This window comes from Micromonospora sp. HK10 (assembly GCF_000982955.1).
In the GTDB taxonomy this organism is placed as follows: domain Bacteria; phylum Actinomycetota; class Actinomycetes; order Mycobacteriales; family Micromonosporaceae; genus Micromonospora.
The window spans coordinates 37,309-58,188 of the sequence record NZ_KQ058886.1 but is presented as its reverse complement, the minus strand read 5'-3'; the positions used below and the strand labels follow the sequence as shown (position 1 = coordinate 58,188).

General features: G+C 74.6%; 17 protein-coding genes and 2 pseudogenes. 7 read left to right on the top strand and 12 right to left on the bottom strand.

Annotated elements, in window-relative coordinates:
- Positions 1 to 177: 177 nt before the first annotated feature.
- The 3 genes from LQ51_RS27510 to LQ51_RS27500 are packed head-to-tail and all read right to left on the bottom strand — an operon-like array spanning position 178 to position 5,002.
- A complete protein-coding gene (locus tag LQ51_RS27510; protein ID WP_046570684.1) occupies positions 178 to 1,596 on the bottom strand; it encodes a ferredoxin reductase family protein in 1,419 nt (472 codons plus the stop codon).
- The gene (locus LQ51_RS27505; protein ID WP_231605906.1) at positions 1,593 to 2,966 is read right to left on the bottom strand and encodes a DUF1501 domain-containing protein; all 1,374 of its coding nucleotides are present in this window, start codon (positions 2,964 to 2,966) and stop codon (positions 1,593 to 1,595) included. Before LQ51_RS27505 ends, LQ51_RS27510 begins: the two co-directional genes overlap by 4 nt.
- 14 nt (positions 2,967 to 2,980) lie before the next feature.
- On the bottom strand, positions 2,981 to 5,002 hold the full coding sequence (locus tag LQ51_RS27500) for a DUF1800 domain-containing protein (RefSeq protein WP_046570682.1): 2,022 nt from the start codon (positions 5,000 to 5,002) through the stop codon (positions 2,981 to 2,983).
- Positions 5,003 to 5,452: 450 nt separating this feature from the next.
- Here LQ51_RS27500 and LQ51_RS27495 point away from each other — a divergent pair, with 450 nt between their 5' ends.
- Positions 5,453 to 5,710, top strand: a complete 258-nt coding sequence (locus LQ51_RS27495; protein ID WP_046570681.1) for a DUF3040 domain-containing protein — start codon at positions 5,453 to 5,455, stop codon at positions 5,708 to 5,710.
- Positions 5,711 to 5,777: 67 nt separating this feature from the next.
- Here LQ51_RS27495 and LQ51_RS27490 read toward each other — a convergent pair whose 3' ends face one another.
- From LQ51_RS27490 to LQ51_RS34645, 3 genes and pseudogenes are all read right to left on the bottom strand, one after another.
- Positions 5,778 to 6,713: an SWIM zinc finger family protein gene (locus LQ51_RS27490; RefSeq protein WP_046570680.1), complete on the bottom strand. Its 936-nt coding sequence runs from the start codon at positions 6,711 to 6,713 to the stop codon at positions 5,778 to 5,780.
- Positions 6,710 to 8,656: a DEAD/DEAH box helicase gene (locus LQ51_RS34650; RefSeq protein ID WP_369799902.1), complete on the bottom strand. Its 1,947-nt coding sequence runs from the start codon at positions 8,654 to 8,656 to the stop codon at positions 6,710 to 6,712. Before LQ51_RS34650 ends, LQ51_RS27490 begins: the two co-directional genes overlap by 4 nt.
- A 695-nt stretch (positions 8,657 to 9,351) precedes the next feature.
- A pseudogene (locus LQ51_RS34645) lies at positions 9,352 to 10,006 on the bottom strand (ATP-dependent helicase); the annotation flags it as partial.
- A 64-nt stretch (positions 10,007 to 10,070) separates the two neighbouring features.
- On the opposite strand from LQ51_RS34645, the gene LQ51_RS27480 reads away from it, so the two are divergent.
- Positions 10,071 to 10,943, top strand: coding sequence for a carbohydrate kinase family protein (locus LQ51_RS27480; protein ID WP_046570677.1), 873 nt, complete (start codon positions 10,071 to 10,073; stop codon positions 10,941 to 10,943).
- A 121-nt stretch (positions 10,944 to 11,064) separates the two neighbouring features.
- Here the strand turns inward: LQ51_RS27480 and LQ51_RS27475 are convergent, their stop codons facing one another.
- Complete coding sequence (locus LQ51_RS27475) at positions 11,065 to 11,586, bottom strand: DinB family protein (protein ID WP_046570675.1); 522 nt, start codon at positions 11,584 to 11,586, stop codon at positions 11,065 to 11,067.
- 85 nt (positions 11,587 to 11,671) lie between these two features.
- On the opposite strand from LQ51_RS27475, the gene LQ51_RS27470 reads away from it, so the two are divergent.
- On the top strand, positions 11,672 to 11,878 hold the full coding sequence (locus LQ51_RS27470) for a hypothetical protein (RefSeq protein ID WP_046570673.1): 207 nt from the start codon (positions 11,672 to 11,674) through the stop codon (positions 11,876 to 11,878).
- A gap of 29 nt (positions 11,879 to 11,907) precedes the next feature.
- On the opposite strand, the gene LQ51_RS27465 is transcribed toward LQ51_RS27470, so the two are convergent.
- The gene (locus LQ51_RS27465; RefSeq protein ID WP_046570671.1) at positions 11,908 to 13,056 is read right to left on the bottom strand and encodes a polysaccharide pyruvyl transferase family protein; all 1,149 of its coding nucleotides are present in this window, start codon (positions 13,054 to 13,056) and stop codon (positions 11,908 to 11,910) included.
- A 68-nt stretch (positions 13,057 to 13,124) separates the two neighbouring features.
- Entirely contained in the window at positions 13,125 to 13,733 is a 609-nt protein-coding gene (locus LQ51_RS27460) for a TetR/AcrR family transcriptional regulator (protein WP_046570669.1), read from the bottom strand.
- Positions 13,734 to 13,894: 161 nt separating this feature from the next.
- On the opposite strand from LQ51_RS27460, the pseudogene LQ51_RS27455 reads away from it, so the two are divergent.
- Both LQ51_RS27455 and LQ51_RS27450 read left to right on the top strand, forming a co-directional pair.
- Positions 13,895 to 14,131, top strand: a pseudogene (locus tag LQ51_RS27455) (dihydrofolate reductase family protein); the annotation flags it as partial.
- Between the two features lie 40 nt (positions 14,132 to 14,171).
- Positions 14,172 to 15,107, top strand: a complete 936-nt coding sequence (locus tag LQ51_RS27450) for a phosphotransferase (RefSeq protein ID WP_046570705.1) — start codon at positions 14,172 to 14,174, stop codon at positions 15,105 to 15,107.
- Between the two features lie 224 nt (positions 15,108 to 15,331).
- Here the strand turns inward: LQ51_RS27450 and LQ51_RS27445 are convergent, their stop codons facing one another.
- The 3 genes from LQ51_RS27445 to LQ51_RS27435 form a co-directional block, all read right to left on the bottom strand.
- A complete protein-coding gene (locus LQ51_RS27445) occupies positions 15,332 to 16,129 on the bottom strand; it encodes an alpha/beta fold hydrolase (RefSeq protein WP_046570667.1) in 798 nt (265 codons plus the stop codon).
- 156 nt (positions 16,130 to 16,285) lie between these two features.
- Entirely contained in the window at positions 16,286 to 16,978 is a 693-nt protein-coding gene (locus LQ51_RS27440) for a response regulator (protein ID WP_046570666.1), read from the bottom strand.
- Complete coding sequence (locus LQ51_RS27435; RefSeq protein ID WP_046570665.1) at positions 16,975 to 18,219, bottom strand: sensor histidine kinase; 1,245 nt, start codon at positions 18,217 to 18,219, stop codon at positions 16,975 to 16,977. The genes LQ51_RS27440 and LQ51_RS27435 overlap by 4 nt, the downstream gene beginning before the upstream one ends.
- 201 nt (positions 18,220 to 18,420) lie before the next feature.
- On the opposite strand from LQ51_RS27435, the gene LQ51_RS27430 reads away from it, so the two are divergent.
- Both LQ51_RS27430 and LQ51_RS27425 read left to right on the top strand, forming a co-directional pair.
- Positions 18,421 to 18,828 (top strand): DUF6220 domain-containing protein, encoded by a 408-nt coding sequence (locus LQ51_RS27430; RefSeq protein WP_046570664.1) that lies wholly within the window; start codon positions 18,421 to 18,423, stop codon positions 18,826 to 18,828.
- Positions 18,825 to 20,807: a multicopper oxidase family protein gene (locus LQ51_RS27425; protein ID WP_046570663.1), complete on the top strand. Its 1,983-nt coding sequence runs from the start codon at positions 18,825 to 18,827 to the stop codon at positions 20,805 to 20,807. The genes LQ51_RS27430 and LQ51_RS27425 overlap by 4 nt, the downstream gene beginning before the upstream one ends.
- The last annotated feature ends 73 nt before the right edge of the window (positions 20,808 to 20,880 follow it).

Below are 20,880 nucleotides of genomic sequence, written 5' to 3'. Positions count from 1 at the left end.
CGCCGGCCGGGCCGCCGGGCCGGGCCGGGCCGCCGGGGACGACGGGGGCATCGGCGACCGGCCGGTCGGGGGCGGCCTGGGTGGCGGCCGGTGAGCCCTTGAGCGCCACCAGTGCGGTGGTGCCGGCGGCGAGGCCGGTGATCGCGAGGAACGCGCGGCGCATGGGTGACGGCCTTCCTACAGCTCGAAGGTGGCGAGGTGGATCTGCCGGCGCGGTACGCCGGCCCGGCGCAGCACCCGGACGGCCTGCTCGACCAGCCCGTCCGGTCCGCACAGGTAGACGTCCCGGCGGGTCAGGTCCGGCACCAGCCGGCGCAGCCCGTCCGGGCTCATCACCTGGCGCGGGCCGGGGTCGTCTCGGGAGCCGACCACGTACCAGATGGCGGTCCCCCGGGCCTCGGCGAGCCAGTCCAGTTCCCGCTGCATGAGCACGTCGGCGGGGGTGCGGGCGCGGTAGATCAGGGCCGCGCCGGGCGGCAGTTCCTCCAGCATGGCCCGCAGCGGCGCGATGCCGCTGCCGCCGGCGATCAGCAGGGCCCGCTCCCGGGTCCGGTGCGCCGCCGTCACGGTGCCGGACGGGCCCTCGGCCCAGACCCGGGTGCCCGGGGTCAGGTCCCGCAGGTCGGCGGTGTGCGAGCCGACGACCTTGACGGTGAGCCGCAGCCACCGGCCGTTGGCGGCCGCGGAGACCGAGAACGGGTGCGACTGCCACCAACCGCCGGCGTTGAGGAAGCGCCACCGGAAGTACTGCCCGCCGAGCAGGTCGATCTGGTTGAGCCGGTGCCCGGTCAGGTAGATCGAGATGGTGTCCGGGCTCTCCGCCACCACGTCCGCGACCCGCAGCCGGTGCCGCAGGTTGAAGTGCAGCGGGGCGAGCACCCGGCCCCAGACCAGGGCGGCCACGACCAGCAGGTAGGCGGCGACCCACCCGGTCCGGACCGGGCCGGGCTCGTAGAGCTGCGCGCCGTTGCTGAACTGGTGGCCGTAGCCGAGCAGCAGCGCCAGGTAGCTGGTCAGGTGCAGGTGGTACCAGAGTTCGTAGGGCAGGCGCCGGCGGATGCCCCGGACGGCGGTGCAGCCGACCACCACCAGGATCCCGGCGGCGGCGAACGCGGAGACCATGTCCTCGTACCCGGTGAGCAGCGCGCCGACCTGACCGAGGACCGAGTTGCGCTGCCGGCCGGCGTAGCCGACCACCAGCAGGGACAGGTGCGCCAGGACCGCCACCAGCAGGGTCGCGCCGATGTCCCGGTGCGCCCGGGGCAGCCGCTCCCCGCCGAGCCAGCGTTCCAGCACGCCGAGCCGGCTCATCATCAGCACCTGGACCAGCAGCAGGTAGCCGGCGATCAGGCCGGTGATCTGGCCGGCGGCGGTGAGCACGGCGGCGGTGCCGGCCAGGGAGCCGGCCGGGGTGTCCAGCCACCACGGCGCGACCGCGGCGACCAGACCCAGCCAGAAGAGCGCGACCAGCGCCCGCCGGCCGCCGGGGCCGCGCCGGGGCCGGCCGGGCGGGGGTACGGGGGCAGCCGACGGGCCGCCGTACCGGGCGGGTGCCCCGGTACGGCGGCCGGCGGTGCGCAGATCCTGGTACGTCACGCGTAAAGCTTCATGGGGGTGAATTTCTGCCGGGGGAAGATCTTGTCCACCTGGGCGGCGGTCAGACCGAACCGGCCCTGCGCCACCGAACCGTAGACGTTGAACATGTTGTTGTACTCGGGTACGTCACCGCTGTCCAGGTCGTTCAGTCCCTGCCAGGCGCCGAGCAGGGAGCCGGCCAGCTTGCGGCCGCTCAGGATCGTGATGACCCCGCCGTGCCCGTGGTCGGTGCCGCCCTGGTTGGAGGCGACCCGCCGGCCGAACTCGCTGGACACCATGACCGTCACGTCGGCCGACCGGTCGCCCAGGTCGGTGAAGAACGCGGCCAGCGCGCCGGCCAGCTCGTTGAGCCGCCGCCAGAGCTGCCCGCCGTTGCGGGTGCCCTGGTTCTCGTGGGTGTCGTAGCCGCCCATGCCGACGGTGGCGACCCGGACGTTCGCCCCGCCCTTGATCAGCTGGGCGAGCTGCTTGAAGGCGTTCCCGACGCCCTGGTACGTCACCCCGTCCGCCGGCTGGTACGGCTTCGCGGCGAGCTTCTGCGCGGTGGCCAGCGCGCTCATGCCCTCGATCACCGCCTCCTCGACCGGGTGGTTGATCCCGGTGAAGAGGCCACGGATGGCCTTCTCGGTCGCGGCCCGGTACCGGTCGGCGCCGTTGAGCCGCAGCTCGCCGACGTTGTTGAGGGAGAGCGCGCCGTTCACGCCGACCAGCGAGCGGGGCAGCGTGCTGCCGATGCCGACGCTGCGGAACGCGGTGCCCTTGCCGAGCGCGTCGACCAGGCTGTCCAGCCAGCCGCGCCCGCCGGTCTCGCCGGGCAGGCCGCCCAGGTTGCAGGCGTCCGCGGCCTGGAAGTGGCTGCGGGAGAGCCGGGGGTCGGAGACCGCCGGCACGAAGCCGAGCTGGCCGGCCTTGAGCCACTTCTCCAGCGGAGCGAACGCGCTGGTCAGCTGGAAGCCGCGGCCGAGGGCCAGCGAGTCGTTGCCGAGCAGCAGGTCCGGACGCGCCTTGCCGAGCACCGGGTCGTCGGCGGGGGCGACCAGGCTCAGCCCGTCCAGCCCGCCGTAGAGGAAGACGTGGATCAGCGTGCCGGTCTTCGTCGCCGCGAACGACGCCGAGGTGGTGACGAACTGGGCGGTGGCCAGCGCGGTGGCGGTGGCGGCGGCGCCGGCCACGAAGGTCCGGCGGGTGACGCCCCGGCCGTCCTGCTGGGCCTCCTCCAGTTCCTCCAGCCGGCGGTACCGGTCCGTCTCGGCGGCGTTCTCGGCCGCCACGACGTCCGCCTCGGCGCGCAGCAGCGCCTCGGCCGGGTTGTCGGCCAGCCGCCGCAGGTCGGGGCATTCGGGGTGCAGGGGGTACGGGTTCACGGTCATCTCCATCGAATGCCTCACCGGAGGTGGTGCTGGGGGGACGCGAGGATCGTCCGCGCGACCGCGGCGATGGCCCCGTTGAACGTGGCGTCGACCTTCGTGCTGGCCGACACCCCGGCGACGGCCAGGACGAGGGCCTTCTCCCGGGCGCTCAGCTTCTGGTGCACCAGCCGCAGGGCCAGGGCGTCCAGGTACGCCCCGGCGGTGGCCGGCGGCCGGGCCACCAGCTTCTCGGGCTTCACGTAGGTGAACTGCTGGCGGCCGCCCGCGATCAGGGTGCCGGCCTCGTTCCAGCCGTCGACCATCGTCCCGGCCGACGTCCACGCGACGTAGACGTCGGCGTACCCGTCCGGGGTGGGCTTGCCCATCGGGTACTGGCCCAGCTCGCGGAGCTTGTCCTGGATCTGCCGCAGCCCTTGGGCGAACGGGGTGCGCCGGCCGTCGCCCTGGAAACCGGGGGACGCCTCCGGCCCCACCCCGAGGGCCCGGTACGTGGCGACCAGGTACTCCATCGGGCGGCGGACCTTCTGGCCGACCGCGGCCCAGAACTCCGAGGAGCGGAAGAGCGTGGCCAGCACCGGCCGGATCTGCCCCCGGTTGGTGGTGTACGCCTTGGCCAGCCGGTCCACCAGGGACTTCGGCGGGGTGTCCGAGACGAACCGGGTGGCCAGGTTGCGGGCCACGTAGCCGGCGGTCGACGGGTGCAGGGCGATGTAGGTGATGTACTGGTCGATCACCTTGTCGGCGCCCTCGGCGGAGCTGTTGGCGTGGCTGAACCCGAGGATCTTCACCTTGCCCAGGTAGTGCCGCTCCGGGAAGAACTTGTACTTCCCGTCGGCGACGCCCCGGCCGGTCTGCAGCAGCGCGGCCTGCCGGACGTCCTTCTCGGTGTAGCCACCGTCCACGCCGACCGAGTACAGCTCCAGGTTCTCCCGGGCCAGGTTCTCGTTGACCGCGTCCTTACGGGAGTCGGTCTGGTTCAGGTAGAGCAGCAGCGCCGGGTGCTTGTTGGCGGCCACCAGCATCTCCGGGTAGCTGCCCAGCGCGTGCTTGCGGATGACGTCCCGGTCGAACGCGTTGCGGTAGTTCTCGCCGCCGTCGAAGTCGGCGGCCACGTGCAGGAAGTCGTTCCAGAAGTCGACCATCACCTCGAAGAGCTGGCGGTCGGACCAGATCTGCCGGGCGATGGTGGCGTCCACGGTCTCCCGCGCCGGGTCGACCCCCCGCTCGTTGAGCTGCTCCCGCTGGTCGCGCAGCTGCGTCGGGCTCAGCTTGAGCGAGGGCAGCTCGGCCAGCTTCAGCTCGGCCTTCGTGGGGGCGATCTTCTCCGGCTGGAGCTGCCCGCGCAGCCAGTCGTCGATACCGACGCGCTTGACCTCGGCCATCATCGTCGCCGTCGGACCGAAGGTGGTCCGGCTCAACAGGTGCCGGATCGGGTCCTTGGCGAGCACCGTCTTCACGGTCACCTTGGTCGCCGCGGCGGCTTCGGCCGGGCTGCCGTAGAGCCGGCCGCCGGACGGCGAGTTCCGCTTCAGCGCCGCGCCGGCCCGGGAGCCCATGTAGCTCTCGTTCTGCTCGGTGTAGGTGCGCACCGTGCTGGGCTGCTGTCCGCTGGGGCGGGAGGCGGTGCCGTCGGTAGCCACCGTGCCGGTCGCGTCGCCGGCCTGCGGGCCACCGCCGAAGATCCCCCGCACCTGCGGGGACATCGCCAGGGCGGCGCCACCGGCGACCACCGCGGCGCCGCCGAGCGCGACGAGGGCACGCCGCCGGCCCGTCCGGGGCTCGTCGTCATCGTCCAGATCGGGCAGTCCGGGGTTGGCGGTCGGGGCGTACCCGGCGGGAGCGAAGCCGTCGGGGCCGACCCACTGCCCGCCCTGCGGCCCGGCCGCGCTGGGGTACGCGGCGTATCCGGAGCCGGCGGGTGGGCCGCCGTACGACGCGGCGTCCAGGTCGCGGTACCCGTCCGGGCGGGGGGTGTGGGGTCCGTCCCAGCCGCGATCGTCCCGGGGACGCCGCGGCGGCACGTTCAGCTCGGCCATGTTCCTGTCCCGTTTTCTTTCAGCGCCGGCGCGCCTGCGGCCGGTGAGGGCGGCGGGGCGGCGACGTGCCGGAGGAGTTGCTACGGGAAAGTAACCATGGGTTCCGGGCCGCTCAAGGGCCGCCGTCGGCGCCCCCGAGGGCACTTAAGGCACCACTCAGCCCTCGGTGCCGGCGCGTGGTACGCCCCGTTCCGGTCGCCACCGTCCGGAGCAGGGCAGACCCGGGCGCGACGCGCCGCCGGGTAACGTTTTCGGCCCCGGCTGCGCTGTGCGCGCCGTTAGCGGGCACAGCAAAACTTAAGTCACCGATAAGCCCGTGCTGAGGTGCTCCGACCGGAAGGTCCCGCGGGTCCGCGCGGCCGGCGAAAGTAGCGGCAGCAGCGGCGCGTGACCGGCGGCCGTTGCGGGTATGCCGCCGAACCGCTGAAGCCGTGAGGGGAAGGCACCGCCATGCTCAGCAAAGAGGATCAGCGCAGGTTCGAACAGATCACCCGCCAGCTGCGGGAGAGCGACCCGCACTTCTTCGCCCGGCTCGATTCCCGGGCCCGGGCCCGCCGTGGCCGGTACCTGATGCTGCTGACGATCGTGCTGTGGGCCTCGCTGCCGGCGATGACCGTTCTCGCCGGCCGGCTCGCCGGCGCGGTCTGTGCCGTGGTGCTGCTGGCCAACGCCGGCCTCATGTGGCGGTTCCGCCGACGCTGGCTGTAACCGTGCCGGCTCCGGCGGGGACCGGGGCGGCTCCGGCGATGCCGGTCGGGGCCGGGACGAGGTGGGGTCAGCGCGGCCCGGTCTCCGGGTCGGGCCCGCCGAATTCCCGGTACGCCCGGCGCAACCGCTCCACCAGACCCGGCCCGCCGAGGTCGGCGCCGGGCGGGGCGAGCTGGCGCAGCAGCAGTTCCGGCCCGGTCGGCAGGGTGGGCGGCCGGTCGGGCAGCGGCACCGGGGACAGCCAGAACCGGTCCACAGTGTCCGCCGCCGACACCGCCGGCAGCCCGGTCAGCACCCGCGCCGCCCCGGCCACGGGCAGCTCCGCGGGAGCCGGACCGTCCACCGCGACGGCCGGTCCGCCCGCCGGCACCGCCGGGCCGTCCGGCGCGGCGTCCACGGCGTCGGCGCCCCGCAGCGTACGCAGCCGTTCCAGCAGCTCGGCCCGGCCCCGGCCGCGCCAGTGCAGGAGCCGGAACGGGTCGGCGTCGAACGCCTCGGCCAGCAGGTAGAAGGTGGCCGCCAGGTGTTTGCACGGCACCGCGAAGTCGGGGCAGCCGCAGCGCTGGTCGAGTTCGTCCACCTGGGCCGGGAAGAGTGGCGCGCCGGCCGCCGCGAACAGCTCCTCCAACTCGGCGGGGAGGTCCCCGGCGAGCAACCGGGCGCTGAAGAACGCCTGTCCGGCCAGCTCGGCCGCCAGCCGCTCCCACACCTCGTCCGGGTACGCGGCGAGCCGGATCCGCACCGGGTACGGCTCGGGCCGGGAGCCCTGCACGCTGGCGGTGACCAGCCCGGGGGCGACGTCGAGCCGGACCACCTGCCCCCGGCGCGCGTACGCCCGGCCGCGGGTGAGCCGGGTGCCGAGCGCGAACGACTCCAGCACCTCCAGGAACCGCCGGGACCACCAGGAACGGCCGATCGCGCCACGGGTGCTGCGGGCCCGGAGTCCACCCTCGACCCGCCGGGGCGGCCCGAAGTCGGCGAACCGGGGCGGCTCGGGACTCATTCGACCACCGCCCCGGACTCCAGCGTGAACAGCTCGCGCAGGGTGTCGGTGGAGAGCTCGGTGACCCACTGCTCGCCGGTGCCCACCACCCGCTGCGCCAGCCCGCGCTTGTCCGCGATCATCGCGGCCACCTTCTCCTCGACCGTGCCGGCGCAGACGAACTTGCGGACCTGCACCCGGCGGCGCTGGCCGATCCGGAACGCCCGGTCGGTGGCCTGGTCCTCCACGGCCGGGTTCCACCAGCGGTCCACGTGCACCACGTGGTTCGCCGCGGTCAGGGTGAGGCCGGTGCCGCCGGCCTTGAGCGAGAGGACGAACAGCGGCGGCCCGTCCGGGGACTGGAACCGGGTCACCATGGCATCCCGGTCGGCCTTGCCGACGCCACCGTGCAGGTAGAGCACCTCCCGGCCGGTCCGGGCCGACAGGTGCCCGCGCAGCATGCCGCCGAACTCGGCGTACTGGGTGAAGAGCAGGGCCCGCTCCCCCGCCGCCAGCACCTCGTCGACGATCTCCTCGAGGCGTTCCAGCTTGCCGGAGCGGCCGGCCAGGGCCGAGCCGTCGTGCAGCAGCTGCGCCGGGTGGTTGCAGACCTGCTTGAGCCGGGTCATGGTGGCCAGCACCAGGCCGCGGCGCTCCATCCCGTCGCTGGACTCGATCTTCGCGAGCATGTCGTCGACCACCGCGCGGTAGAGCGCCGCCTGTTCCGCGGTGAGGTTGCAGAGCACCTCCATCTCCAGCTTCGCCGGCAGGTCCGAGATGATCGACGCGTCGGTCTTGAGCCGGCGCAGCACGAACGGGCCGGTGATCCGGCGCAGCCGACCGGCCACTTCGGCATCGCCGTGCCGCTCGATCGGCTCGGCGAACTTCTTCCGGAACGTGGCGGCCGGTCCGAGCAGACCGGGGTTGGCGAACTGCATGATCGACCAGAGGTCGGCGAGCCGGTTCTCCACCGGCGTACCGGTGACCGCGACCCGGTGCCGGGCGGGCAGCGCGCGAACCGCCTCGGCCTGCCGGGTGGCCGCGTTCTTGATGGCCTGCGCCTCGTCCACCACCACCCGGTGCCAGTCGATCCCGGCCAGGTCGTACGCGTCCCGGGCGGCCACCGAGTAGGTGGTGAGGACCAGGTCGGCCGCGTGCACGGCGGCGGCGAACTCCGCCCCCCGGGCGCGCTCCGCGCCGTGGTGCACGTGCACGCGCAGCCCCGGGGTGAACCTCGCCGCCTCCCGCTGCCAGTTGCCGACCAGCGACATCGGACAGACCAGCAGGGTGGGTCCGGCCGCCGGCGGATCCCCGGCGAGCAGGGCGAGCAGCTGCACGGTCTTGCCGAGCCCCATGTCGTCGGCGAGGATCCCGCCCAGCCCCAGCGACTGGAGGAAGGCCAGCCAGGCCAGCCCACGCCGCTGGTAGGGCCGCAGCGTGCCGGCGAAGCCGGGCGGCGGGTCGGCGGGGGTGAGCCGGCGTTCCGCCTCCCCGGCCAGCAGCTCGCCCAGCGCCCCGTCGGCGGTCACCTCCAGCACCGGCAGCCCGTCGGTCCGGTCGCCGTCGCCGGTCAGGCCCATCCGCAGCAGGTCGGCCACGGTCAGCTCACCGGTCGAGCGGAGCAGGCGCAGCCCGGCCTCCAGGCGGTGCGGGTCCAGCTCCACCCAGCGGCCCCGCAGCCGCACCAGCGGCGACTTCACCTCGGCCAGCGAGGCCAGCTCGTCGGCGGTCAACGGCTGGTCGCCCAGGGCCACCTCCCAGCGGTAGTCGACCAGGGCGTCCAGTCCCAGCCCACCGGCGGCGACCGTGCCCGGCGCGGTCCGGCCACGCGCCCGCAGCCGGGCACCGAGGCGGGACGAGGACCGCCGCCACCAGGACGGCAGGAGAACCCCGAAGCCGGCGGCGTGCAGCACCGGCGCGCCCTCCCGGAGGAACCGGTGCGCGCCCTCGGCGTCCAGCTCCATGCCCTCCGGTGTGGCGGTCCGCAGTGCCGCGTCCAGTTCGGGCCAGAGCCGGCTGGCCCGGCCCAGCTCGGCCAGGAGCGTCTCCTGCGGGTCGATCCCCCGGCCGGCCAGGGCCCGCGCGGCTCCCCGCCAGACCTGCGCGGCGGCCACCACGAGGCCCGGCTCGTCGACCGGTTGCAGGCCGAACTCGACCCGCCAGGCGCCGCCCTCGACCAGTTCGGCAACCGGGTCGGTCACCGGCTCGATGAGCCGGAACGCGGCCCGGACCGCGCCGCCGACGGCGTCGCGCTGCCAGGCGTCCAGCTCGGTGCGGAGCAGATCCAGGGCGGCGGGTTCGGTGGTGAAGGCGCGTTCCACGCCGGTCAGCGCGGCCAACCAGCGCGGCACCGGGCCGCCCGGACGCATCCCCCGGTGCAGCCGCAGCTCGCCGAGGGCGGCGCGGGCGGCCGCGTCGGCGAGCGCGTCGAGGGCGGCGGCGAGCACCTCGGCGGGCTCGGCGAGGCCATCCGCCCCGACCGCGCCCACCGACCCGGCCGGCAGGCTCTCCGTCGGGGCGGTACCGGCCGCCGGGACGTCGCCGGCGGCGCGTGCGGGCGCCGGGGCCGGCGCTGACCCGGAGCCGCTGTCCGGCACCGGGCCGGTCCGCGCGGGCGGCTGCGTGTCGGGCGCCGGGGTGGCGTGCGGCAGGGCCGCCGTCCACTCGACGGCGGCGCGGGCGGCCGGCGGCAGGGCCTCGGCGAGCGACCGGGCCCAGGCCGCGTCGGTGCCGGTGAGCAGCGGCCGCCACAGCGCCCGCGCGGTCACCACGTCGGAGGCGTCGACCGCACGCAGGTGCCGCCGGCCCCGCACGCCCGGACTGACCGGGCACGCCGGGGCCGTCGTGGGGAACGGGTCGGTGACCGCGGGCAGTACCCGGCCGCGGCTGACCAGGTCGGCGGCGAACGCGGCCAGCTCGACGAGGTGGCGCAGCCCGGCCCCCGGCACCGCGTCCCCCGGCTCCAGCTCACGGAGCAGCGCGTACGCGGCGTCCGGGGCGTACCGCAGGGCCGGGACCCGCCAGCCGGCGAGGGTGACCGGGCCGCGGACCGGCTCCCCGACGGTGGTCCGGACCAGCTCGGGCGAGTCCAGCGGCGAGCCGGCCCGGGTGGGCAGGCGCAGCAGCACGGCGGCGGGCCGGCCCGGCGGCCCACCGAGCGCGGCGGCCAGCGTGGCGTGGTCGGCGGCGAACGGGTGCGGCCGCTCGCGCGGGGCGCGGCCGGGGCGGCGCGGCGCCCGGGCCGGCAGGGTGCTCTCCTCGCCCCACACGGCGAGCCCGCCGCCGGGCAGCCACACCCCGTGGATGACCAGCACGCACTCCCCCTCGACGACGTCCGGGGGCAAGGATAGGCGGCCGGGCCGGACTAGTCTCGGCGCCATGGTCGATCTGCTCGTGATCGGTGGTCTCGGCGTGGACATCCGCGTCCGGGTGCCGGCCCTGCCGCCGGCCGCCGCGGACTCGCTGGCGGTGCCCCCGATCGACCTGCGGATCGGCAACACCGGCGCGGGCGTGGCGCTCGCCGCGCACGCCCTGGGGTTGCGGGTGACCGTGGTGGACGTGTTGGGCGCGGATCCGGCCGGCGACGTGGTCCGGACCGCGCTGGCCCGCACCTCGGTACGGACCGTGCTGGCCGACGCCCCGGCCGGCACCCGCCGCTCGGTGAACCTGGTCGACCCGGCCGGCCGGCGGATGTCCCTCTACGATCCCCGCCCGTGGTCTGGGCCGGCGCCGTTCGCCGCGGCCGAGCTGACCGCGCTGGTCCGGGACGCCGCGCACGTCCATGTGTCGATCATGGATTGGGCCCGGGACGCGCTGCCGGTGCTGCGCGCGGGGCTGGCCGACGGGGTGGTGCTCTCCACCGACCTGCACGACTGGGACGGCGAGAACGACCACCACCGCCCCTTCGCCGACGCGGCCGGGCTGGTCTTCCTCAGCGACGTCCGGCTCGGTGACCGGGCCGGCAAGGTGGCCGCCGGCCTGGCGCCCCGGACCGTGCTGGTGACCGGCGGGGCGGCCGGCTCGACGCTGCACGCCCCGGACACCCCGCCGATCCGGGTGCCGGCCGGTACGCCGCCGGGGCCGGTGGTGGACACCAACGGTGCCGGCGACGCCTTCGCCGCCGGCCTGATCGCCGCCCGGCTGCGCGGCGGGTCCCCGCTCGACGCCGCCCGGTACGCCGCCCGGGTCGCCGCCGCGGCGTGCACCCACGACGGGATGGAGTACCCGGCCGGCCTGCTGCCGCTCAACTGATCCCCGCCGGGGCCGTCCGGTCGCCGCCGCCCGGTCCCGCCGGGCAGACGCGCCCGGTCCCGCCGTGGGTCAGAGCGCCCCGGTCCCGCCGTGGGTCAGAGCGCTCCGGTTCCGCCGTGGGTCAGAGCGCTCCGGTCTCGCCGTCGGTCAGCTCGCGGAGGATGTCGGCGTGGCCGGCGTGCCGGGCGGTCTCCTCGATCAGGTGGATCAGCACCCAGCGCAGCGACACCTCGCCGAGTTGCGGGTGCGGCACCACGTGGTCCAGGTCGAAGCGGGCCGCTATCGCCCGGGAACGGTCGCACGCCGCCCGGTACGCGTCCGCGAGGCCCGCCACGGTCTCGCCGGGTGCGAGCGTGAAGCTGGCCCGGGCCTCCTCCTCGGTGGTGAGGTAGACGTCGCCGGGCTGCGGCGCGAAGAGGCAGGGCAGCCAGTTCCGCTCGACCAGGGCCAGGTGCTTCAGCAGGCCGGCCAGGGTGGTCAGGGAGGGCACCAGGCGCCGGACCGCTTCGGCGTCCGCCAGGCCGTCCGCCTTGCGCAGCACGACGGCACGGTGGAAATCGAGGAACGCGTCGAGCACCGCCCGTTCGTCACCCGTACGGGCGAGGACCGGACCGAGGGTCGGGTCGATCGTCGGGTTCGTCATTTCCGGACCCTAGTCCCGGCCCCGGCCGGCTCGCAGCCCCGCTATTCGCGTCCTGCCCCGGCGATCGCCGGGGCAGGATGGGCGCATGGCATCAACGGTGCAGATCCCCCTGGTGGGTGGCGGGGCCGACGGCGAAACGGTCACCGTGGAGCTGGACCCGAACGGCCGGCCGCCGCTGACCCACCACCACCTGGGGCCGGCGGGGCTGGCCGAGGCGCAGATCTACGAGCTGGAGTCGGACGACCAGGAGGGCCGTCCATGGATCTACGCCTGGCGGGGTCCGGCGGCCTGAGCGGCGGGTCCGGCGGCCTGAGCGGCTCCTCAGGCACCGACCCGGGTGAGGGTGCGCGACCGGATGCTCTCCAGCACGCCCCGGGTCACCGCGGAGGTGCCGTGGGCCTGCTCGCAGACGGCCGCCACCCGCCGGGCGGTCTCGTCGGCCCGCGCCTCCCGCTCGTCCCAGAGCCGGTCGACCTCCGCCAGCAGCGGGCCCTCCACCTCGCGCTCCACCCCGCGCAGCGCCGGCACCCCGAGCCGTTGGGCCAGGTCGAAGACCTTTCCGGCGTACGGCAGGGGCAGGAACGGGGTGCCCATCATGGCCGCGAAGATGAGGAAGTGCAGGCGCATGCCGACCGCGAGGTCGAAGTGCTTCATCAGGCCGAGCACCTGCCGCGGGTTGTAGGCGTTGTGCAGGATCCGGCCCCGCTCGGCGGCGACCATGTGCGACATGACTCCGTGCGAGTGCCGGATGTCGTCGCGTTCCATCGGCACGAAGAGCACGTACGCGTCGATCCGGTGCACCAGGAAGTCGCTGATCTGGGCGAGCAGCCGGTGGTAGCCGTCGACGTCGAGCCGTTCGGCGGCCCGGCCCGGCTCCCGCACGCTCAACCCGACCAGGCGCGTGCCGGCGGGTACGCCCTCCTCGCGCAGCCAGCTCGCCGGGAACTCCTCGGGCTCCAGCAGGAACGCCGGGTCGGCGGTGACGGTGATCGGATTGAGCAGCCCGGCCTCCTCCAGCACCATCCGCGACTCCTGGTCGCGTACGGTCAGCTCGGTCGCCCCGGCCAGGGTCTCCCGCACCATGCCGGTGTCCACCCCCTCGGTGAGCGGGCCGACCCCGACCGCGTACGTCAGCAGCGGCAGGCCGCGCTCCTGGGCGACCCGGACCACCCGCAGGTAGCGGCGGGCCTCCTTGTCGTAGAGGATGCCGCCGCCGCCGAGGATGAGCAGGTCGAGCTGGGCCAGGATGGCCGAGGAGTCGACCCGGCTGACACCTTCCCAGGGCACCGCCTCGACATCGGGGTGGGCCAGCGCGGTGTGCGCGGGGTTCCGGGAGAACACGATGATCCGGGCGTTCGGCTCCTGCTGGCGCAGATCGGCCAGGAGGCCGGTCAGGATCGCCTCGTCGCCGAGGTTGCGTCCGCCGTACGAGCCGAGCACACCGATGGTCAGTCCGGCGCCATCCCTCATCCGTTGCTCCTCCCCGAGGCTGGTTCCGCGCCGGTTTCCCGCTGGCCTCGGGGACATACCTGGTTTGATCACGATCGGCCGGTGGCGGTCGGCGGCGGTCCGTCGGGCGCGGCGCCGACCAGGCGGGACACCAGGGCGGAAACCACCTGCTCGGCGTCGAACCCGGCGTCGACGGAGGTGGTGAGCAGGTCCAGCAGGAACCCGTCCACCGCGTAGTGCAGCAGCGCCACCTCGAACGCGCCGCCGGGCAGCCCGGCGGCGACATGGAAGGCCACGTCGTCGGCGTACCCCCGGCGGAGCACGTCGCCGAGCGCCTGGCGCAGCTCGGGCCGGCGGGCGGCCTCCAGGCGCAGCTCGAACAGCGCCCGGGTGAGGTCGGGCTCGCGGGTGGTGCGCTCGACGATGTAGCGCAGGTAGTCGGCCACCAGTTCCAGCGACGGCGTACGCCGGCCGAGTTCGGCCAGGACCGCCGGGTCGGGCGCCAGCCGCGCGAAGATGCGCTGGGCCAGGCCGGCGAGCAGCGCCGCCCGGGACGGGAAGTAGTTGGAGGCGGTGCCGGTGGGCACGCCCGCCTCGGCGTCGACCGCTCGGTGGGTAAGGCCGCGCGCCCCGGCCGCGGCGAGCACCCGGAGCCCGGCGTCGGCGAGCAGGGTACGGCGTTCCGGGTTCCTGGCCATGCCGCCACCCTAGCAACAACCACGACAGGTGTTGTACATTCTCCCGACCACGACAGTCGTCGTGGTTATCCCGGACGTATCGGAGTCGGTTTGCGTAAGCTCGTGTACTACGTCGCCAGCACCCTCGACGGCTTCATCGCCGCCCCCGACGGGTCCTACTCGTCCGCGACCTGAAGCAGCGGCCCGGCGGCGACATCTGGCTCTGCGGCGGCGGCAGCCTCGCCGGTCAGCTCCTCGACGAGGTCGACGAGCTGGTGGTCAAGCTGAACCCGGTGCTGATCGGCAGCGGCATCCCGCTGGTCGACCGGGGCTTCGCCGCGCACCGGTTCACCCTGGCCGAGACCCGGCCGTTCGACAGTGGCGTGGTCGTCCTGCGCTACACCGCCGGGGCGCGGTAATCGGTTGCCCCGGCCGGGCGGCGTGGCGCACGGTGAGGCGGTGACCAGCGCGACGAAGACCCGGATCCACTGGACCGACCTGCCCGGCCACGTCCGGGCGGCGGTCGAGGAGATCCTCGGCGACCCGGTGACCGCCGCGGTCTCGCAGTCCGGCGGCTTCTCCCCCGGCACCGCCGACCGCGTCCGCACGGCCGGTGGCCGGCGCGCGTTCGTCAAGGCGGTCAGCCCGGCCCAGAACGACCGCAGCCCAGCTCTGCACCGGGCCGAGGCGCTGGTCGCCGCCGCGCTGCCGGCGGCCACGCCGGCGCCCCGGCTGCTCGGCAGCTACGACGACGGCGACTGGGTGGCGCTGGTCTTCACCGACGTCGAGGGCCGCCACCCGGTGACGCCGTGGGACGCCGCCGAGCTGGCCGCCGTGCTCGCCACCCTGGAGACCATGGCCGCCGTGCTCACCCCGGCGACCGTGCCCACCGCGCCCAACGCCGCCGACCAGCTCCGGTACGACTTCGCCGGCTGGCACCGGATCGCCGCCGACCCACCGGCCGACCTGGACGGCTGGGCCCGGTCCCGGCTGCCGCAGCTGCGCGCCGCCGCCGAGCGCGGGCTCGCCGCGCTGGCCGGGCAGACCCTGTGCCACCTCGACGTCCGGGCCGACAACCTGCTCATCGGCCCGGACGGCACGGTCAGCGTGGTCGACTGGCCGTGGGCCTGCCGTGGACCGGCCTGGCTGGACAGCCTGCTGGTGCTGATCAACGTGCAGGTCCACGGCGGCCACGACCCGGAGGCGCTGCTGCGGGCCCGGCCGCTCACCGCCGACGTCGACCCGGCCGACGTGACCGGCGTGCTGGCCGGCTTCGCCGGCTTCTTCCTGGACGGCGCGCGGCAGCCGCCACCGCCCGGCATCCCGACCGTACGGGCGTTCCAGCGGTTGCAGGGCGACGCGCTGCTGCCCTGGCTGGCCCGCCGGCTGGGCTGATCCGACCGAATGCCGGTCCCTGCCTTTCCCCCTGACGACCTGGCCGGCAGGCTACGGCGGGACGGACGGCCGGTGGTCGGCACATCGCCTGAAACCGATATGCCTCTGCGGCATCCTTATGCCTGAGAGGCATATCGCTGCAAAGTGGTGTGCCGAGGACGGGGCGTCACCGACGGTGAACATCGACGAGCCCGCACCGTCAACCTGGTGAATCCCGTGGGCGGTTACTCGGGGGCGCGCAGCGTGTGGGTGAGGAACGGCAGCACGACGCCGGGCAGCGCCGGCGAGCCGAGCACGTCGTAGTGGGTGAGCCCGGGCAGCACCGCCAGCCGGGACGCGGGCCGGTCGGTGCCGTCCCCGCCGGCGTCCCGGTGGCCGCCGCCGAGCAGCCCGAAGAGCTCGGCGACGTGGCGGACCGGGATCGCGTCCGCGTCGGCGTAGACCAGCAGCACCGGCATGGGCAGGGCGGCCACCTCGGTGGACCAGTCGTACTCGCGGCGCAGCAGCGCACCGGTCTTCGCCCAGAGCACCGGCCAGTCCTGCGGGCGCGGGGCGACCGACGCGTACCGCTCGTGCGGCGGGGTGCCGCGCATCCGCTCGCCGGTCCGGGCGTCCTGCGCGGCCATCGCCGCCAGCACCTCCGGGTACCAGCCCTGCCGGCGGCACGGCGTGGAGACCAGCACCAGCCGGCGGACCAGGGCGGGGTGCTGGATCGCGGTGCGCAGGGCCACCCCGCCGCCGAGCGAGTAGCCGAGCAGGTCGGCCGCCGGCAGGTCGAGGTGGCGCAGCAGAGCGGCCACGTCGTCGGCCAGCGACTCGTAGCGCAGCGGCCGGTCCACGTCGGCGGTGCGGCCGTGCCCCTGCAGGTCGACCGCGATCACCTGACGGCGGGCGGCCAGCGCCGGCCGGATGGGGGCGAACGTCTCCGTCGAGCCGTACCCGCCGTGCAGCAGGAGCAGCGGCTTCCCGGTGCCGTGCACCTCGTACCAGAGGTGTAGTCCGTTGACGTCCGCGTAGCTCACCCGGCGTCCTCCCGTCCGCGCGGCCGACGGCCTGCCGGTGTCACGTGCCCACCCATCTTCGCCTCCGGGCCCCGGTGGATGCGGGTGAAAGCGGGCGGCCGACGGCCGGTTCGGCGTTCCGCCAGCCGCGCCGGTGGTCGCCGGAGCGGTGGGCGGTTACGGGCCGACCAGTCCGGTCTGGTAGGCGACGACAACCAGTTGGGCGCGGTCCCGCGCACCCAGTTTCGCCATCGCGTGGCTGACATGGGTGCGCGCGGTTGCCGGGCTGAGGAACAGTTCGGCACCGATCTCGTCGTTGCTCAGGCCCTGGCCCACCAGGGCCAGCACCTCGCGCTCGCGCTGGGTCAGCACCGCGAGCCGGTCCGCCGCGGCCTGGGTCGCCGTTCGGTGCGCGGTGAACTGGCCGATGAGGCGTCGGGTGATCCGCGGCGCGAGCAGCGCGTCGCCGGCGGCGACCACCCGGATGGCATGCAGGAGTTCGGCCGGTCCGGCGTCTTTGAGCAGGAAACCGCTGGCGCCGGCCTGTAACGCGTCGAAGACGTACTCGTCGGTGTCGTAGGTGGTGAGGATGAGGACGCGGACCTGCTCCAGGCCGCGCATCCCGGCGATCTGCGCGGTGGCTTGGATCCCGTCCAGCTTCGGCATGCGGATGTCCATGAGGACGACGTCGGGGCGGGTGGCACGGGCCCGCTCGACGGCCTCGGCACCGTTGGTGGCCTCCCCCACGACCGTGATGTCGTCCTCGAGGTCGAGCAGCACCTTGAACCCGGAGCGCACGAGGCCCTCGTCGTCGGCGAGCAGCACCTTGACCGGGGCGTGGATCAGCGCCGACCCGGCCGCCGCGCTCATCGGCGGGGCCCGGTCGGGGCGAGGGGCAGCCGGGCGTTGACTTCGAACCCGCCGCCCGGCGTCGGCCCGGCGTCGAGTTCACCGCCGAGCAACTCACAGCGCTCGCGCATGCCGACGATCCCGCGGCCGGGCCCGGCCGACGTGCCGGCGCGGGCCCGGTGCTGGGACGGTAGGCGCAGGTCCGCGACGTCCTCCGCTGCGGCGGCGCGGCGGCCCTCGTCGGTCACCCGGATCTGCACGGCGTCGACGCCCGGGTGCAGCGCTATCGTCACCCGGGTCGGGCCGACGTGGCGGATCACGTTGGTGAGGGATTCCTGCACGATCCGGTAGGCCGCGCTACCGACCGCGCTCGGCAACGGCGTCTCCGGGGACGTTTCCTCGATCTTGATGTCGAGTCCGGCCTCGCGCGCCTTGACGGCGAGTTCGTCGATCTGCCCGAGCCCGGGGTACGGCACCCGTCCGTCATCGTCGTCACGCAGGACCCGGAGGATGGCCCGCATCTCGCGCAGCGCCCGGGAACTGGTCTGCTCGATCGCCCGCAGCGCCTCGCGTGCCACGTCCGGCCGCTTGTCGAGCACGTGCGCGGTGACCCCCGACTGGACGTTGATGATGGCGATGGCGTGCGCGACCGTGTCGTGGACCTCGCGGGCGATCCGGAGCCGTTCGGCGTCGACCCGCGCCCGCGCCTCCTCCTCGCGGGTCCGTTCGGCCAGCTCGGCACGCTCCTGAGCCTCGGCGGCGATGACCCGCCGGGACCGGAGGGACTCGCCGAGGGCCGCACTCATGACCGACGCGCCGATCCGGAAGAACACCCAGCCGATGGCGGCGCGTGGCTCGATGTCGGCCGCGGCGACCAGCCACCCGACGGTGAGCAGGCTCGTGCCCACGCCGGCCACCACCAGCGACCGGCGCCCGTCACCGTACGCCGTGAGGGTGTACAGGGCGACGAAGAGGCCGAGCCAGCCGGGCCCGTCCGGGAAGTCGAGACCGTAGTACACCAGGCTGGCGAGGGCGGCGGTGACGAACACCGGCACCGGCCACCGGCGACGGACGGCCAGGGCCAGGCCACTCACCGCGAGCAGCGCGTAGCCGAGGTTTCCGAAGTGACTGAGCGAGCGGAGTTCTCCCTCGCCGGCGACCTTGGCGACCGTGCCCTGCACCTGCATCACGGTGATGAAGAGCGCGAGCGCCACGTCCTGCCCCACCACCCGCAAGGGGAACGACACGGTACGTGGCTGCATGCCGTGATCGTACTGTTCCCGCCCACCGACGACGCTCGGCCGAGCTGCGCGACCGACTACGCCGACGGGCGTAGGGAGATCCGGTGCGGCTACGCCGGATTGCGTAACGCCCGCCATCCACGGCCAGAGGCGACAGCCGCCGCACCGGCGCGACGATCGCCGCCATGAGCGATCACCCCCTCCGAATTCGAGGAGCGCGCCATGCGTAGATTCTTCGCCGGCCTGGCGGCCCTGCAGATGCTGGCCGTCGTCACGCAGTTCTTTCTGGCTGCCAGCGGGGCTTTCGACACGGCACCCAACGACGAGTCCTTCCAGCCCCACCGCGCGCTGGGCGGCGTCATCGTGCTGATCGCCGTCCTGGTGACCGTCGTCGCCGCGGTGTCCCGGATGCCCGGGCGGCTGATCGGCATGAGCGGCCTGGTCGCCGGACTCGCGATTGTCCAGTTCCTGATCAAGGGAGTCGCCACGGCGCTCGACGGCACCGCCGGCGGGCTCGTCTTCGGCCTGCACGCGGTCAACGGGCTGGCCATCGTGGCGGTGACCGGGACGATCATCCGGCAGGCCCGGCAGTTGTCCAGGCCGGCCACGCCCGCGCTACCGGCGCCATGAGCACCGGCTCGTGGATCCTTCTGGACCACGTCGTCGCGCTGCTGAGCATCGCCGCGTGGTTCGCCGCCGGCGTGACACTGGCGCTGCGGCGGACCCGGCTGACGCCGGCCGTCCTGGGCACGGCGGTGCTCGTGACGCTGCTCCGGGTGGGCACCGTGGGAATGCTGGCCGGCCGGGGCTGGTGGTTCGTGCAGGAGAAGGTGCTGCTGGGGCTGCCGATGCTGGGCGCCGCCGGCGTCGGCGCCGTGCTGCTCGCCGGCCCGTACCTGCTCGCGGCAGGCCGGGGGCGCACCGTCGGTCGGTCGGTACGCGCCGTCGTCGCGGTCTTCACCGCGGCCTACGCCGCGCTGGCCGGCCTGGTGGTGACCTTCCTGGTCGGATATCCGCTCACCGCAGGCACCGCCCTGATCACGGTCTCGCTCGTCTGCGCCGGCGCGTTGCTGACCGCGCGGGTGGTCGCTGCCCCCGCCGAGAGCACCGCTGCGGTGGATGTCGCGCCGGCACCGGAGGATCGACGGGCGATCTCGCGCCGCCGGTTCATCGCCTGGACGGGTGGCGCGGTCGTGGTGACCACGGCGGGTGCCGGCACCGGGCTGTCGTTCCTCCCCGCCGAATCGGTGACCCGGGGCGGCGGCCCCGGGCGCCCGTCGCGGGCCGGCGTGTCGGTGGCCGACCTGCGGGGCGCTGACGCACCGGCGCCGGGTGGCACCGTGCGGCGGCACGTGCTCACCGCGAAGCAGGCCACGGTACGGCTCCCGTCCGGTCGAGAGGTCGACGCCTGGGCCTTCAACGGCCAGGTCGCCGGCCCGGCCCTCACCGCGACCGAGGGTGACCTGGTCGAAGTACGGCTACGCAACGCCGACATCGAGGGCGGTGTGACCCTGCACTGGCACGGCTACGACGTGCCGTGCGGCGAGGACGGCGTACCGGGGGTGACCCAGCGGGCCGTGCCACCCGGTGCGGACTTCGTCTACCGGTTCCGCGCCGACCAGGTGGGCACCTACTGGTACCACACCCACCACGCGTCCCACATCGGCGTACGTAAAGGGCTGTACGGAAGCCTCGTGGTGTCACCGCGCGCCGGCCAGCGGGCGGACGAGCAGGTGGACCTCACCCTGCCCGTGCACACCTTCGACGGCACCGTCGTGATCGCCGCGCGGGACGGCCGGACCGAGCACCCCGCGCCACCCGGTACGCCCGTGCGGCTGCGACTGATCAATACCGACTCGGATCCACACCGGATCGTCCTCGCCGGTACCCCGTTCCGGCTGGCCGCCGTCGACGGTCGGGACCTCAACCAGCCCGGGGAGGTCCGCGACGTTGGACTGTACCTGCCCGCCGGCGGCCGGTACGACCTGGTCTTCCGCATGCCCGACCGGTCCGTGGCACTCGTTGTCGACGACGATCGAGCGGGCGGACTACGGCTGCGCCCGCCCGCCGATGCCCCCGCGGCAACGCACGTGGCGGACACCTCCGGTCTGCCGGAACTCGACCTGCTGCGATACGGCGCCCCGGCCGCCGTACCCTTCGATCCGGGCAGGGCCGACCGGCACTTCACCATGGTCCTCGACCGCGGCATTGCCCTGGTGAACGGCCGCCCGGCGTACGCGCAGACCGTCAACGGCCGAGGCCACCCCGGCATCCCCGACCAGCTCGTCGCCGATGGCGACGTGGTCCGGATGACCGTCGTCAACCGGAGTCTGGAAACGCATCCCTGGCATCTGCACGGCCATTCCGTGCTGATCCTGTCCCGGGACGGAACGCCGTCGACGGGCAGTCCGCTGTGGGTGGACACCTTCGATGTCCGCCCCGGCGAGACGTGGGAGGTCGCCTTCCGCGCGACGAACCCCGGCATCTGGATGAACCACTGCCACAACCTGCCCCACGCGGAGCAGGGCATGATGCTGCGGCTCCGCTACGCCGGCGTCACGACGCCGTTCGGCGGCCCGCACGGCGAGGGCGCCACCCATGAACACTGATCCGGCCCCCGCCGCTGGTCGGCCCACTGCCGGCCCCCGCCGCTGGTCGGCCCACTGCCTGCGCCCCGTGCTG

Excerpts from the sequence above, each read along its gene's own strand:
- LQ51_RS27460 (WP_046570669.1), bottom strand. The coding sequence starts at position 13,733 with ATGGCCAGGAACCCGGAACGCCGTACCCTGCTCGCCGACGCCGGGCTC.
- LQ51_RS27500 (WP_046570682.1), bottom strand. The coding sequence starts at position 5,002 with ATGGCCGAGCTGAACGTGCCGCCGCGGCGTCCCCGGGACGATCGCGGC.
- LQ51_RS27505 (WP_231605906.1), bottom strand. The coding sequence starts at position 2,966 with ATGACCGTGAACCCGTACCCCCTGCACCCCGAATGCCCCGACCTGCGG.
- LQ51_RS27470 (WP_046570673.1), top strand. The coding sequence starts at position 11,672 with ATGGCATCAACGGTGCAGATCCCCCTGGTGGGTGGCGGGGCCGACGGC.
- LQ51_RS27490 (WP_046570680.1), bottom strand. The coding sequence starts at position 6,713 with ATGAGTCCCGAGCCGCCCCGGTTCGCCGACTTCGGGCCGCCCCGGCGG.
- LQ51_RS34650 (WP_369799902.1), bottom strand. The coding sequence starts at position 8,656 with ATGGAGCTGGACGCCGAGGGCGCGCACCGGTTCCTCCGGGAGGGCGCG.
- LQ51_RS27465 (WP_046570671.1), bottom strand. The coding sequence starts at position 13,056 with ATGAGGGATGGCGCCGGACTGACCATCGGTGTGCTCGGCTCGTACGGC.
- LQ51_RS27480 (WP_046570677.1), top strand. The coding sequence starts at position 10,071 with ATGGTCGATCTGCTCGTGATCGGTGGTCTCGGCGTGGACATCCGCGTC.
- LQ51_RS27425 (WP_046570663.1), top strand. The coding sequence starts at position 18,825 with ATGAGCACCGGCTCGTGGATCCTTCTGGACCACGTCGTCGCGCTGCTG.
- LQ51_RS27495 (WP_046570681.1), top strand. The coding sequence starts at position 5,453 with ATGCTCAGCAAAGAGGATCAGCGCAGGTTCGAACAGATCACCCGCCAG.
- LQ51_RS27475 (WP_046570675.1), bottom strand. The coding sequence starts at position 11,586 with ATGACGAACCCGACGATCGACCCGACCCTCGGTCCGGTCCTCGCCCGT.
- LQ51_RS27435 (WP_046570665.1), bottom strand. The coding sequence starts at position 18,219 with ATGCAGCCACGTACCGTGTCGTTCCCCTTGCGGGTGGTGGGGCAGGAC.
- LQ51_RS27430 (WP_046570664.1), top strand. The coding sequence starts at position 18,421 with ATGCGTAGATTCTTCGCCGGCCTGGCGGCCCTGCAGATGCTGGCCGTC.
- LQ51_RS27440 (WP_046570666.1), bottom strand. The coding sequence starts at position 16,978 with ATGAGCGCGGCGGCCGGGTCGGCGCTGATCCACGCCCCGGTCAAGGTG.